The organism is Yersinia fenwicki, assembly GCF_043099325.1.
In the GTDB taxonomy this organism is placed as follows: Bacteria; Pseudomonadota; Gammaproteobacteria; order Enterobacterales; family Enterobacteriaceae; genus Yersinia.
Genome location: NZ_CP170755.1, coordinates 4,129,714 through 4,144,159 on the forward strand (window position 1 = coordinate 4,129,714; position 14,446 = coordinate 4,144,159).

The window sequence follows — 14,446 nt, forward strand, 5'->3', positions numbered from 1 at the left end:
AAGAAATGGAATTGCCTATGAATCATTCTCACCTTTGGGCTACACTGCTGCCATTAAGTGAGCTGTTCGTTAATAAATCGATATTTAACCGTAGATTCAGGGATTGTGTCATGAAAACGTTAGGCGAATTCATCGTTGAGAAACAGTTAGACTTCTCTCACGCCACCGGCGAATTAACTGCATTACTTTCAGCAATCAAACTCGGCGCAAAAATCATTCATCGCGACATCAACAAAGCAGGTCTGGTTGATATTTTAGGTGCGAGCGGTGTTTCAAATATTCAAGGCGAAGACCAGATGAAACTCGATCTGTTTGCCAATGAAAAATTGAAAGCAGCTCTAAAGGCACGTGGCGAAGTGGCCGGTATCGCCTCAGAAGAAGAAGATGACATTGTTATCTTTGATGGTGGTCGAGCAGAAAATGCCAAATATGTGGTTCTTATGGATCCACTGGATGGTTCTTCAAATATTGACGTGAATGTGTCCGTCGGTACTATTTTCTCTATCTATCGTCGCATCACCCCATTTGGTACGCCTATTACTGAAGCAGACTTCCTGCAACCAGGCACCAAGCAAGTTGCGGCAGGCTATGTGGTGTACGGCTCGTCAACCATGTTGGTGTATACCACCGGTTATGGCGTCCATACTTTCACTTATGATCCATCGCTGGGCGTTTTCTGTTTATCCGGCGAAAAAGTACGTTATCCCGCAACCGGTTGCATGTATTCCATCAACGAAGGGAACTACATTAAATTCCCATTGGGTGTGAAGAAATACATCAAGTATTGCCAGGAGCAGGATGAAGCTACCCAGCGCCCATACACTTCGCGCTATATTGGCTCATTGGTTGCCGACTTCCATCGTAACCTGTTGAAAGGTGGGATTTATATTTATCCAAGTACCGCCAGCCATCCACAAGGTAAATTGCGTTTGCTGTACGAGTGCAATCCAATGGCGTTCCTGGCAGAACAAGCCGGTGGGAAAGCCACTGATGGGGTTAATCGTATTCTGGATATCGTGCCGGAGAAACTGCACCAGCGCGCACCTTTCTTCGTGGGCACTAAATCCATGGTTGAAGATGCGGAAGGCTTTATCGCCAAATTCCCGGATGAAGAAGCTAAGTAACTATCGCTAACATGAGAAAACAGTGGCCCACTAAGCCGCTGTTTTTTTTATGCTACGACCGCCAGCTCATCACCTTGTAATTTAAATACTGCCATACTGGCTGACAGCGCATCGGCTTGTTCCTCTAATGAACGCGTTGCCGCAGCCGCTTGCTCCACCAATGTGGCATTCTGTTGCGCCACCTGATCCATCTGAGCTATAGCGACATTCACTTGCTCAATTCCGCTACTTTGCTCATAAGAAGCAGCTGAGATTTCACGCATCAATGCAGTGACTCGGTTCACTTCATCGGCAATCTCATGCATGGTTTTCCCTGCGGACTCAGCCATATCCGCCCCTTCCCGCACTCGATTTTGCGATTCAACAATCAAGTCTTTAATTTCTTTTGCTGATTGTGCGCTGCGCTGAGCCAGGTTGCGAACCTCGCCCGCCACCACTGCGAAACCACGACCTTGTTCTCCGGCTCTGGCGGCTTCAACTGCCGCATTAAGCGCTAAGATGTTGGTCTGAAACGCAATGCCATCAATCACAGCAATAATATCGGAGATACGCCGTGAACTGGTGGTAATCGCCTGCATTTTATCAACAACTTGGCTGACGACTTCACTGCCTTTACTGGCGATATCCGACACACTCATCGCCAGACGATTGGCTTGATCCGAGTTTTCAGCATTCATTTTTACCGTCGAGGTTAACTGCTCCATACTGGCCGCAGTCTGCTCTAATGAAGATGTCGATTCTTCTGTTCGTTTCGCCAAATGGTTATTACCTGCGGCTAATTCTCGCGATCCAATACCAATTTGACCACCGACATCGCGCACATGACTGACAGATACCACCAGCGATTGCTGCATGGTTTGCAGCGCTTTTGCCAGCCGGGTCAGTTCCGTATTGCCCTCACTGTTGATAGTGTGAGTTAAATCGCCATCAGCTATATATTCCAACTGATGAATTGATTGCTCCAATGGCTGCAAAATGATGTATTTCAGCGCAAACCACGCCAGCACCGCAGAAATTAAGGTGATTATGCCCGCAGCCACAATGATGGCTAATTTAATTTTGGCGGCACTATTAGCTTTATCAATTTGTAAATGGCCCGCATTCAACGCATAACTGCGAAAAGCCGCGACATCATTATTGAATGCTTTGCTGATATCAGTAATTCTCTTTTCCAGCACCTCGTAATACTCGTCAGCGTAACCGGCCTTGATGGCCGTCAACATGGGTATAACACCCTTATCAACATAATTTTGATAACTTTTTTGGATATTAGTCGCCAGTTCCTGCCCATCTCCCCGTTCAGATACTGCGCTGACAAATCGAGCCATCTCCTTCTGCGATAATGCCAGCGACTCTTCGGCCTGCTTTGCAGTTTGCAAAGATTCATCAATCAAACCTATCTCTAATTGATGAATGGCCAATGCCGCCTCAGTTCTGGCACTTAATGTGGCAGTAAAGCTATTTGATAATGATCCCAGCTCCTCCCCTTGGATTTGATTTATGGCCTGTAATGCACGTGAACTTTCCTGGATTGAATTGATGCCAATTACGCTGACGATTAACAAAATCAATGACATAAGGCTTAGTTGAGCAATAAGCCCATTCTTAATGGTAATCTTTTTTAACATCGGTTTTTTCCGGTTGTGTGCAAATGGTTAAGATTACAAAGTGTTAGCAGTACAGCGGACGGTCTTATTATTTGATTAAGTTATCGACGCTAAGAGAGTCGTCTTGAACCGCCACCGGAAAAACAGCTTAAAATAGATGCAATTAGATAATGACGGTATTTTATCTCCCTGAAATGGCCTTGTTTCAGGCAATCTCACCATCATCAAGCAGTGAAAAGGACAGGAATTCAGATAAGACTTGGCTATAATAGCCAGCACTCCATTTCTGGTTTGATAAAAGGAAACCGACATGAGCTTGAACCAAGTACCCGCAGGTAAAGACCTGCCAGAAGATATCTATGTTGTGATCGAAATCCCTGCGAACGCGGATCCGATCAAATACGAAATCGATAAAGAGACTGGATCTCTGTTTGTAGACCGCTTCATGTCTACTGCGATGTTTTATCCGTGCAACTACGGTTACATCAACAATACCTTGTCATTAGATGGAGACCCGGTTGATGTGCTGGTACCAACGCCATATCCGTTGCAGCCAGGCTCAGTTATTCGTTGCCGCCCAGTTGGTGTGTTGAAAATGACTGACGAAGCAGGCGAAGATGCCAAGCTGGTCGCGGTTCCGCACAGCAAACTGACCAAAGAATACGATCACGTTAAAGACGTACAAGATCTGCCTGAGCTGCTGAAAGCTCAGATCAAACACTTCTTTGAGCATTACAAAGATCTGGAAACGGGCAAATGGGTGAAAGTTGACGGTTGGGAAGATGCCGCAGCAGCTAAAGCCGAAATTCTGTCCTCTTTCGAGCGCGCTAAGAAGTAATTTTCTGTTTTATATAACAAAAAATAAATAACAAACAGCACCTCCTGAAAAGGTGCTTTTTAAGTGAATAAAAAAAACACCGCCATTGTGCGGTGTTTTTTTTGCTTATCTAGCTTTGCGGTTTATCATTTTCTTCATGGCGCTTAAGCCAATCACCACTGTAAATCCGTGGCAATCCTTCAACCGGTAAACGGTAAAGGTATATCCAGGCACTGCCGTAAGGCGTCTGGATCAATTCACGCCGATAATCCTTGGTATTACTTTTCAGTTCATCTAACTCATTCATAATAGATGAGTTAATCCGATAAACTTCACAATGCACAGTGCCATCTCCGGGAACCACTGCCGGATAGTGACCTAAGTTGTACATATCAAAGCCTTCCAGGTCATGTTCGCCCAACAATTGGGCGTCCGTCATCCAGTGACTGTTACCTTGCTTGCGCCGTAAACTACCGTAGACAATAATTCGCATTGTTAGAACTCAAACTGATAAAGCACATCTAATGCCTGATCAATACCAGACACCGCTTCCAGATACAACCTGGGCATCAACCGATAACGTAATGTTAACGTAGCCAGCGAATCAAATATACCCACACCGTATTTTACTTGCAGATCTTTGGTGACATAGCCGCTCACCACCACTTGTGAGCTATCACCAACCCCTTGAGTATCCAGTGCCAGATTGCTGACGCCAAATGCCTCGCCGATTTTACCCACAAGCTTACCACTTTGCGCAACCCCCATGCCGACCAACATTGAAGTCATCAGTCCGCTGTCTGCTCCTGAATTACCCAACCCTTGCCCACGTAACAAGTAAGATAGCGCTTCTTGCTGTGACATCGCGGGGTCTGAGAATATTTCCAGCCGTGGTGAATCAGCCATGCCTGTTACGCGTACACCAGCAGTCACGCCATCGGCAGTCGCATCAGGGTTACGGATTGCCTCAATATTAAGTAGCGGCTGATCCGGTGGCCCGGAGAACAGCAATACTCCTTTGTTAACAATCAAGTCCTGTCCATAAGCGCGGAAACTACCAGATGGGATATTAATCTGCCCATTCAGGCCCAAACCGCGCTGGTCCTGTATCATTTTTAAATCGCCCTGTAGGCGCGCTTTCAGGCCAAATGCATTCAGGCGAACATCATTACCAACATGAATAACCAAGTTACTGTTAATTGGGATACCGGCCGAGCGCGGTGAAATTGGCTGTAAATCATTATTGAGCATCACTTCATCTGGCGAGACACCGACGGCGCTTTCCGGTACTTCTTGCACCGTAATACGCGCCCACGGAATATCCACTGAGCCATTAAGACTAAACAGTTGCGGCGTGGCTTCAAAAACAATATCCGGAGATACATCAATCCGCACCATTGGCGGGACAGTGACCCGTAATTTATTACCTTTTGCCGCAATTCTGGCTCGCCAGGCATTGATATCACGCCAATCAGCATCACCGGATAGATTAAGTTGCCCCTGTGAGGTGCGAATTAGCCCCTCTAGCGTCGAGGTCATACCGTCGAAATTCATCACCAGACGCCCTTCGGTGATATCAAATGGCATCCAACTACCATCAATATCTACATTGTCCAGCGCCAACCGACCAAAGACTAATGGGCTTTTCGCATTGCCACCTAAACGGAGATTGGCATTTAATAAGCCAGAGGCTTTTTCACCATCACCCAGGATGGGATTGATCATTGCCAACGAGAAATTACTGATAGCAATGTTACCGGATAGATTACGCCGCCCCTCAGGGTCAGCCACCTGCACCTGTCCAGAGAATTGGCCATTATTCACCAGTTTAATCAACCAGTCGGCCCGCACCTGCCCATTAGCCAAACCACCATTTAAATTTAGTGTTTCAAAGGCGATCGGCAGTGGATTACCCTGCACCATTTGTTGGACTTTGACGCCATTACCACTGAGTGATACCCGCACATCTGGCAAGCTACCACCAGCTTTCCAACTCACATCGGCCCGCCCGGTAAATACACCACTCATAGTGGTATCCGGGCCAAGGAACGGTTTTATCATCGCTAAATCAAAGCGATTAAGCACCACACTCGCCTGCCCACTCGGGCCTGCTTCAATCGCACGCGGCACACAAAGTTCCGCATTCGGATTAAGCCAGCAATGTGGCCCAATGGTGACTCGCTCAAGTGTGTTTTGATAATCCAATGCGATGGCACGGCTTAAACGCCATTCACCTACCGGCGTATCAAAGCGCGTGTTATTGAGAGTCCCGTGCCAGCGTTCTTGCTGCCGGTCGAAGCTTCCCTCCAGTGCCAACTGGCCGGAAACCGGTTCACCCTGCATATTCAGGCGCAACTGATGCTGTTTTTCACTGCCACGGGCATCTAATGTTAGGAGGCTGACTACCAAGTCGGCTTGCTTGAGCTGCTCGACCCTTATGGCCAGCTGGCCTTGAATTTGATCTGTCGAACGAACATCGCCATCAATCTTGATCCGATTAATGGTCAATTCTTGCCATTGCAAGCGGTTTGCGGTGAGATCTGCCAACAGTTGTGGCGCTTTAAGATTACCGCGTAATTTCAGTGTGCCTTTGACAATGCCGCCCAACCCCGGCAATGCACCATCAAGCTGCGGTGCATCGACATTGGCATCTAGCAGCCAGTTGTCATTTAGGTCACCTTTGACATCCAGCTTATTACGGCCCAATGCCAGATTGATGCCCGGAATATGCCACTGTCCTGCTGCATTACCGGTCAATGAACCGCGAGCAGTAACGCGATTCTGTTTCACATTACCGTCCAACGTCAGCTCCGGCACTTGTAATTGCCAGCTGCCGCCATGAATACTGCCGCGAGTCACAATCTTGCCATCCAGTTTTGCCGGCCACTCCGGCCACTGCTTGGCGGTATTAATCCCTGACAGAGTTAAGACCGAGTTCCAACTGATCGCCTTGCTCCAATCCACCACACCGGTCAGATCGGTATTACCTTGCAGCGCGGCCAGGCGCAAACGCGTCAGATTGAATTGCTCAACATTCCCTTTGCCGTCCAATGTGAAGAGTGCGGGCGGCAAGTCAGTACCTTTAAAGTCCGAGCGGATTGAGAGTGCGTAATCTGTCGCCTGCCCATTAAGCCGCATTCTGAGATTATCGAGTTGAAATTGAGGTTCACCGCTCAGTGGCCAGCGCAATTGCTTACTTTGCAGGGTCAGTGCCATTGGCAACCCCGCCTGTGCTAATGCGGTTTCGGCATCCAATTGCGCGCTCACCGGGCCAGATAAATTAAGCGCGACTTTGAGTTGCTCGCGTAACCCGCCCCCCACAGTCAGTTTCACTTTTTCGCCCTTCAGTGGCTCAATATTCAACACACTGTTGACGGTGATACTCAGTGGCCACGTATCTGCGAGTGTCGCCTCACCTCGGGCAGACACCCCGCCCTGTGGCGATTTGATATCAAGTTTATCCAGTGTGATGCGGTTATCTTGCGTGCTGGCTTGCAGTAACAGACTGGTGATAAGCACATCGGTGTCACCGGTTAGCCGAAGCTGCTGCCCTGAAATCTCTTTAATCTGTAAATCCAGCGGCAAACGGAAGTCTGGCAAATCGGGTAATAGTGGCTTGGCAAATAGCTCTTTTAAGGTTTCACCCAGAGGAGTTTCGGCTGGCGCGGGGGCCGCAGCCTGTTGCTCAACCGCTTCTTTGACGGCGATAGCGGTTTCCACTGCGGGTTTCGCCGCATCAGGGACAATAGCAGGCACTGTTTTTGGCAATGCAATCAATAACCCACTGATCTTAGTCGGCATCAAGTTCAATGCACGCTGCTGCCAATGCGCGCCAGTGCGGAATTCATTGAGTGAAATCGCCGTGTCATCAATAGTCACTTTGACATTATTCAGCGATAGCAAACGTAGGGTGATGGGATACGGAGTACTCAATTCGCCCATAGGTTCAGTGCTGGCAGGTGCGGGGGTGGCAGGTTCCATAGCTTTAGTATCGACTACCACATCCACATCTTGTGCTGTCAGTGCATTAACACACAGCTCACTGCGTTTCAGACATGATAGCTGCAATGACAGATGAAACTGCCCCGCTTTCACGGTGACACCCGGCATTTGGTATTGAATACCTTTGAGTGTTAGATCACGCCAGCCACCGCTGACACTGGTTATATCCAGGCCAGACACCCAACGCGCGGCACTGTTGATAACAAAATGCAAACCACTGGTGGTACCAAGTAAGCCCGCCAGAGTTCCTACTAACAATAGGATAATGAGCAAAAAGGCGATACTGAGTCTCTTGACCCACCTCAGTTTCTTTACCGGCATCGGTTTCTCTGCCGGCACCTGTTCCTCTATTTGCGTCGGTTCTTTTATGCGAGTCATAGTTCAGGCCCCAAACCGATATAAAATTGCACGCCATGTGCTTCGTTATCACCAATAGGCTTCGCGATATCCAGTTTGATCGGGCCGACTGGGGAAGCCCAACGCACGCCAAACCCAGCGCCAGTTTTTAAATCACTTTTGCGAATATCATTTACTGCTTCACCGGTATCGACGAACACCGCGCCCCACCAACGACCAGTGACGTTATATTGGTATTCGAAAGAACCGGTAGCTAATTTAGAAGCACCCGTTAACTTACCTTCGCTATCACGCGGAGAAACATCCCGGAATTTATAGCCTCGAATACTGCGATCCCCACCAGCGAAGAAGCGCAATGACGGCGGTACACGGTCAAAATTATTGGTTTCAATCCAGCCTAAATTGCCGCGTACCACAAAGCGGTTTTTCTCACCCAGAGTGCGTATCCACACGTTTTGTGCCTGGAATATACCGAAATCAACATCGGAACCCCAGGTTGTATCAGACCAATCAATGGAATAGCGTTGGCTATCCCCCCAAACCGGCATGGCTCCACCACGCTGGCGGGTGCGGTTGATACTCACGCCAGGGTACAGCAGCATCGTGGTGTCAGTCACACTGCCCTGAGTAAAGTGATCCAAACTCCAGCGCAGGTTGATCGCGCGCTGCCAACCGCTGGACAAATCCCAGAATCGAGCAACGTTGAGTGTCGTGGTATCTGATTTAGTGTCATTAAGATCAGTCCGTTTGAACCCGCCCTGAAGCAGGTAATACTGCTCGAGTGGATTTTTTAACAACGGGATGCGATAGCTGAAATCCAGCGTCTGTTCAGGGGCCGAGAGTGTGGTGCTAGTCGTCAGGCTGTGTCCGTAGGAGTTAACCCAAGGTTTACGCCAACTCGCCGTCAGGCGCGGGCCGACATCTGTGGCATAACCGCCCCCCAACTCAACGGTATTCTCTGTTCGTGGGGTTACAACAGCATCAAGCGGCAATATTTTAGTTTTTTTCGCATCACGAAAATCTGGCGAAACCACCACGGAGTTAAACCAGTTTGTAGCAGACAGACGGCGGTTCAGCTCGGCCAACTCATCAGAGGTGTACAGCTCCCCCTCATGGAATGGCACTAGATTTTGCAGATAGTCCTCACGGATTTGTGAGCCTTGGAAGATGACTTTACCGAAGCGATAGCGCTCGCCGCTGTCGAAATCGATATCCCAGAATGCTTGGCGCAGTTCAGCAGCAACGCCCAACTGACTTTTGATCATATTGGCGTCGAAATAGCCTCGGCGTAAAGCCAGGCCAGTCAGTGAACTTTTGAAATTATCAAAATCGCCATGATTGAGAATAGAGCCAATTTTAGGCGTATCCCGGCGCACCAATGCCAGATAATCGGGATCGGTTTTCGCCCCGCCTTGCAGCACGATATCCACACCGGCAATCAAAACCGGCTCTCCGGGAACCACTTTGGCGATTAAGACCGAGCGAGCAGGTGCAGGACGTTCTTGTAAATCGAAAGTAATGGTGGGGTCGTAATAACCCAAAGCACGTAGCCCCTGACGGATAGCCTCATCCACCCTGGAACGAAAGCGTCCATCAGCCGTGACTTCATCAGTACCAATTGTTGATAAACGCGCCCTGACATTTCTTTCTAAATCCCCGCTAAGACCCTCAACCTGCAACCGCACATTAGCGGCATAGGTGATAGGTGTGGCGAGTAATACACATAAAAAACACAGAATAATAGGGTATCGTGGCACGCGTACTCCCAATAAATTTTATACCCATCATCTTTCAAGTTGCAGGTGTGTTGGCTATTTTGGTTCACCCAAATCACTTACCTGTGTAAGCTTATCGGGATTATCTCCTTTGCCGCCTTCCTGTACCTCGAAATCTAATAGATCTACTTTCCTGTAAAAAACGATCTTACGGGCATTTCAAAAAAGTGGCATCAAACACACTATCATCCCGCGTACAAAGACCGATTTAAGCCTATAACCCCTAAAACTCTATCTTAAGCCGCTATATTTATGCGGAATGGGTCTTATTGTGTGCAAACTCGCCATCAGATACAACTGTCTATCGCCATTCACTGTAAACATCTTGTTAGCAATTTACTGTAAACTTAGGATTCACTGTCAACATCGGAGTCTATTGTGGTGCAAAATTTTGATAAAACTGCCGTCATTGATGCGGCGAATGCTTTGCCGGGCCGACTAACACCGATGCCGGTCGCAACTCTCCATGTGGTGAATGGACACTCCATGACACATGTCCCCGAAGGTATGGAAGTTGCTATCTTCGCCATGGGCTGCTTCTGGGGTGTCGAGCGCCTGTTTTGGCAACAACCGGGCGTGTATAGCACCGCCGCAGGTTACAGTGGCGGATACACACCAAACCCAACCTACCATGAAGTGTGTAGTGGCCGCACCGCGCACGCAGAAGTGGTTCGTATTGTATTTGACCCTGCCATCATTAGTTATAAGCAACTATTGCAGATCTTCTGGGAAAATCACGATCCCGCTCAGGGATGCGTCAAGGTGGAGATGTCGGAACACAATATCGTTCAGCTATTTACGTGTTGACCCCAGAACAGGAAGCGCAAGCGCAAGAGGGTAAGACCCTGTTCCAACAAGCCATGATAAAAGCCGGTGACAGCCGAGCTATCACCAGCGAGATTGCTGCTGCTCTGCCGTTTTACTACGCCGAAGATGACCACCAGCAATATTTATACAAAAACCCACATGGATATTGTGGTTTGGGCGGTATCGGCGTTTGTATGCCTCCTAATTTGTAAGGCTGGCGGCGCTCTCACTGCTGCTGCTATACTACTTCGGGCTGTTCATTTTCAGCCCGATAACGACTTTCTGCCGTTATCCAGAAATTCAACCTGAACGATATACCCGGTATATTTCAAGATGCAGGAAGGCGGCAAGCGCTGTCCCGCAGAGTGAGCCTCTGATGAGGCTTATAACCCCGATGAGATTACACAGGTAAGTGATTTGGGTATAACGAAAGTAGCCAACACACCTGCAGTTGGAAAGATGACGGGTGAAATAACAGTATGGCCCTTCCTTACGATCGCCGGCGCTATCGTCGGTACGACACGGACAGATTATGTTAAACAGTATTTTACTGATTCTATTTTTAATCGCAGTGAGTGCTTTCTTCTCGTTATCAGAGATTTCACTCGCAGCATCGCGAAAAATTAAATTAAAACTTCTGGCAGATGAAGGCGATATCAACGCCTTACGAGTACTTAAATTACAAGAAACTCCGGGGATTTTCTTCACCGTGGTTCAGATTGGGCTAAATGCCGTCGCCATCCTCGGTGGTATTGTCGGTGATGCGGCATTCTCGCCCTCTTTCAAGCTGGTATTTGAACGTTTTATATCGCCTGAGCTTGCCGATCAAGTCAGTTTCATTTGCTCATTTGTCTTGGTAACCAGTTTATTTATTCTGTTTGCAGATTTAACCCCGAAGCGCATCGGTATGATTTCACCTGAAGCGGTTGCTGTGCGGATCGTCAACCCGATGCGTTTCTGCCTGATGATTTGTCGTCCATTAGTTTGGTTCTTCAATGGGATGGCGAACCTGATCTTCCGTCTATTCAAGCTGCCAATGGTTCGCAATGATGACATTACCTCGGATGATATCTACGCAGTTGTGGAAGCGGGTGCATTGGCGGGGGTTCTACGTAAGCAAGAACACGAGCTGATTGAAAACGTTTTTGAACTGGAGTCCCGTACCGTCCCTTCTTCCATGACTTCACGCGAAAGCGTGATTTATTTTGATCTACGGGAAAGTGAAGACAGCATCAAAGAGAAGATTTCGACCCACCCGCATTCAAAATTCCTCGTCTGCGATGGTCATATCGATCAAGTTGTGGGTTATGTTGACTCCAAAGACTTATTGAACCGGGTCTTGGGCAACCAGAGCCTGGTGCTCAGCAGCGGCGTGCAAATCCGCTCAGCGTTAATTGTGCCGGATACCCTGACTCTCTCTGAAGCACTGGAAAGCTTTAAAACTGCCGGTGAAGACTTTGCGGTTATCCTCAACGAGTATGCGTTGGTTGTTGGGATAATCACGCTGAATGACGTGATGACCACCTTGATGGGCGATTTGGTCGGCCAGGGGCAGGAAGAACAGATTGTCGCCCGTGATGAAAGCTCATGGTTGATTGAGGGTGGTACGCCAATTGAAGACGTCATGCGCGTGTTGCATATCGACGAATTCCCGCAATCGGGCAATTATGAAACTATCGGTGGCTTTATGATGTATATGTTACGCAAAATTCCAAAGCGTACCGATTTCGTCAAATATGCCGGTTACAAATTTGAAGTGGTGGACATCGATAGCTATAAAATCGATCAGTTATTGGTGACCAAACTCAGTGATCAGCCGGCGCCGATATTACCAAAAGCACCGCATGAAAGTAGTGACGCATAACCGCTGACATTTTTATGATGATTGAAACATTAGCGGCCCCTATTTAGGAGCCGCAATTAATTCGAGCCGGGGATGTCACTAGACTTCAGTTTGCAGACGCATTACTTGCCGGTTAACTTCCGACATCACCTCAAAATGGCGTTTATCCCTAACTTTCGGGATTAAAATTTTGCCCTTATCAAACTCAAAAGCCCCCATATCCTTGATATACAACCGACCGCGAAATAGCGTTTTGACATACATCGCGATTTTTGCAGGATTGTAACGTTGGAAGATCCTCATTGTTTTACTTTCCTCCCATAGCACTAGTACGTACCCTCTGGCGCCTTAGCGACCAAGATCACAGGTAGCGTAAGATAATTGCAGAGTAATAGACCTAGAGTATGGCGTTAAGTTCCCGCAAAACTAGTCATTGATGCTGACCTGACACAACATTACAGTGTGAGTGAGAAATAATGAGAGCTAAGGACAGAATAACCATCTAGTCAGTGCCAGAAATAATTATTTTAGACAAACAGGACAGACCTCTGATCTGCACCTATTATTGGGAAACTTGTCTGCTGTCAGGACTAAGTCATCATTCATAAGATCCTAAAGGACATCCCATGATAAAAAATAGCCTGCTTATACTGTCGCTGCTGTTAACTCCCTTTATGGCTAGCGCGCTCACCATCCAAGTTGACCAGCGGGTTCCGCCAGTAGGTGTCAGCGATAAAGGCGAATTAAACTACGATAAGGCTACTGATCAGTTTAGCTATAAAAACTGGAATAGCTCGCAGTTGCCCGGCAAAGTGCGAGTTGTCCAGCATATTGCTGGCCGCACATCAGCAAAAGAACTGAATGCGCCGTTGGTGGAGGCCATCAAACACGCCAATCTGCCACACGAACATTACCAAACGACGACAATCGTCAATACCGATGACGCCATCATTGGTACCGCAATGTTTGTGCGTAATAGCATTGAAAGTAATAAGCGGGAATTTCCCTGGTCGCAGTTTGTGGTCGACAGCAATGGGAATGTCAAAAAGGCCTGGGGTTTAGCAGAGAAAGGGTCGGCTATCGTGGTACTGGACCAACAAGGAAACGTTAAATTTATCAAAGACGGTGCGCTGACCGCAGAAGAAGTGCAGCAGGTCATCGACCAACTGCACCAACTTGTGAAACAGTAAAACTAGAACAAAGACACTCTAAAGCCGGGGTTCAGGAATGATTCACGTGGGATATAAGAAAGTGGTTTACCCTGCCAATCGTGAACTTGTGCCCCGGCAGCTATAGCGACTGCATGTCCAGCGGCGGTGTCCCACACATTGGTCGGCCCAAAGCGAGGATATAGTTGCGCTTTTCCTTCAGCGACCAAACAAAACTTGAGTGATGAGCCAACCGCTACCGTCTGATGTTCGCCCAATTGCGCCAAATAATCTTCCAACTCAGCATCACTGTGAGACCGGCTGACAACCACCAGCGGCGGAACGGCATCACGTACCTCAATCTGCATACGCCGGCCACACTCTTCTTTCCACGCCTGGCCATTTTCCGCGCTATACATCACCTCGCTTGCCGGAGCATAAACTACTCCCAACACCGGTACCCCTTGGTCAATCAGGGCGATATTGACGGTGAATTCGCCATTGCGACTCAAAAATTCTTTGGTACCATCCAGTGGATCAACCAACCAGTAGCGCTGCCAGTGTTGGCGCATCGCCCAAGTCGGTGGGTCCTCTTCAGATAACAGAGGAATGTCAGGGGTCAATGCCGCCAATCCGGCTTTGATAATTTGATGGGCGGCAAGATCTGCCGCCGTAACAGGCGAATCATCTTTTTTATGGGCCATATCAAGGGGCTTCTCCCCCTGATAGACCGCCATAATCGCCACGCCTGCCTCGCGGGCCAACTGGCAAATTTGCTCTAACATCATCCACCCCTTGGTTTTATGAGTCATGTCGAATATTGATAGTGATTGTTAAATCAATAAGGGTTCCTGGAACTTATCACCCACGCTATATTCATTCTAGAACGCAAAGCTAAAATAAAAATTAATCGTCACAATGCGTAATACATGTTTGGCAGACTAATTATTTTCCGGCCAAATAGCC

General features: G+C 48.1%; 10 protein-coding genes and 1 pseudogene. 5 read left to right on the forward strand and 6 right to left on the reverse strand.

The annotated features are described in order from the left end of the window. Positions 1-110: 110 nt before the first annotated feature. Positions 111-1,124, forward strand: coding sequence for a class 1 fructose-bisphosphatase (gene fbp, locus ACF3VQ_RS18700; RefSeq protein ID WP_004875434.1), 1,014 nt, complete (start codon positions 111-113; stop codon positions 1,122-1,124). A gap of 47 nt (positions 1,125-1,171) precedes the next feature. Here fbp and ACF3VQ_RS18705 read toward each other — a convergent pair whose 3' ends face one another. Continuing rightward, the gene (locus ACF3VQ_RS18705) at positions 1,172-2,752 is read right to left on the reverse strand and encodes a methyl-accepting chemotaxis protein (RefSeq protein ID WP_392432504.1); all 1,581 of its coding nucleotides are present in this window, start codon (positions 2,750-2,752) and stop codon (positions 1,172-1,174) included. A 289-nt stretch (positions 2,753-3,041) separates the two neighbouring features. Between ACF3VQ_RS18705 and ppa the strand changes: the two genes are divergently transcribed. Then, on the forward strand, positions 3,042-3,569 hold the full coding sequence (gene ppa / locus ACF3VQ_RS18710) for an inorganic diphosphatase (protein ID WP_002210169.1): 528 nt from the start codon (positions 3,042-3,044) through the stop codon (positions 3,567-3,569). A 109-nt stretch (positions 3,570-3,678) separates the two neighbouring features. Here the strand turns inward: ppa and ACF3VQ_RS18715 are convergent, their stop codons facing one another. From ACF3VQ_RS18715 to ACF3VQ_RS18725, 3 genes are all read right to left on the reverse strand, one after another. Next, positions 3,679-4,041, reverse strand: coding sequence for a gamma-glutamylcyclotransferase (locus ACF3VQ_RS18715; protein ID WP_019080701.1), 363 nt, complete (start codon positions 4,039-4,041; stop codon positions 3,679-3,681). 2 nt (positions 4,042-4,043) lie between these two features. After that, a complete protein-coding gene (locus ACF3VQ_RS18720; RefSeq protein ID WP_392435695.1) occupies positions 4,044-7,856 on the reverse strand; it encodes a translocation/assembly module TamB domain-containing protein in 3,813 nt (1,270 codons plus the stop codon). Positions 7,857-7,924: 68 nt separating this feature from the next. Beyond that, a complete protein-coding gene (locus ACF3VQ_RS18725) occupies positions 7,925-9,649 on the reverse strand; it encodes an autotransporter assembly complex family protein (RefSeq protein ID WP_392435698.1) in 1,725 nt (574 codons plus the stop codon). A gap of 414 nt (positions 9,650-10,063) precedes the next feature. Here ACF3VQ_RS18725 and msrA point away from each other — a divergent pair. Next, a pseudogene (gene msrA, locus ACF3VQ_RS18730) lies at positions 10,064-10,701 on the forward strand (peptide-methionine (S)-S-oxide reductase MsrA). A 320-nt stretch (positions 10,702-11,021) separates the two neighbouring features. Further along, positions 11,022-12,353: a hemolysin family protein gene (locus tag ACF3VQ_RS18735; RefSeq protein ID WP_392432505.1), complete on the forward strand. Its 1,332-nt coding sequence runs from the start codon at positions 11,022-11,024 to the stop codon at positions 12,351-12,353. Positions 12,354-12,431: 78 nt separating this feature from the next. Here the strand turns inward: ACF3VQ_RS18735 and ACF3VQ_RS18740 are convergent, their stop codons facing one another. Continuing rightward, positions 12,432-12,635 carry a DUF1107 domain-containing protein gene (locus ACF3VQ_RS18740; protein ID WP_005156335.1) on the reverse strand — a complete coding sequence of 68 codons (204 nt, stop codon included), beginning with the start codon at positions 12,633-12,635 and terminating at the stop codon, positions 12,432-12,434. A 323-nt stretch (positions 12,636-12,958) separates the two neighbouring features. Between ACF3VQ_RS18740 and ACF3VQ_RS18745 the strand changes: the two genes are divergently transcribed. Continuing rightward, positions 12,959-13,522: a YtfJ family protein gene (locus tag ACF3VQ_RS18745; RefSeq protein WP_392432506.1), complete on the forward strand. Its 564-nt coding sequence runs from the start codon at positions 12,959-12,961 to the stop codon at positions 13,520-13,522. 2 nt (positions 13,523-13,524) lie between these two features. Here ACF3VQ_RS18745 and cysQ read toward each other — a convergent pair whose 3' ends face one another. Further along, a complete protein-coding gene (gene cysQ, locus ACF3VQ_RS18750; RefSeq protein WP_392435700.1) occupies positions 13,525-14,265 on the reverse strand; it encodes a 3'(2'),5'-bisphosphate nucleotidase CysQ in 741 nt (246 codons plus the stop codon). Between the last annotated feature and the right edge of the window lie 181 nt (positions 14,266-14,446).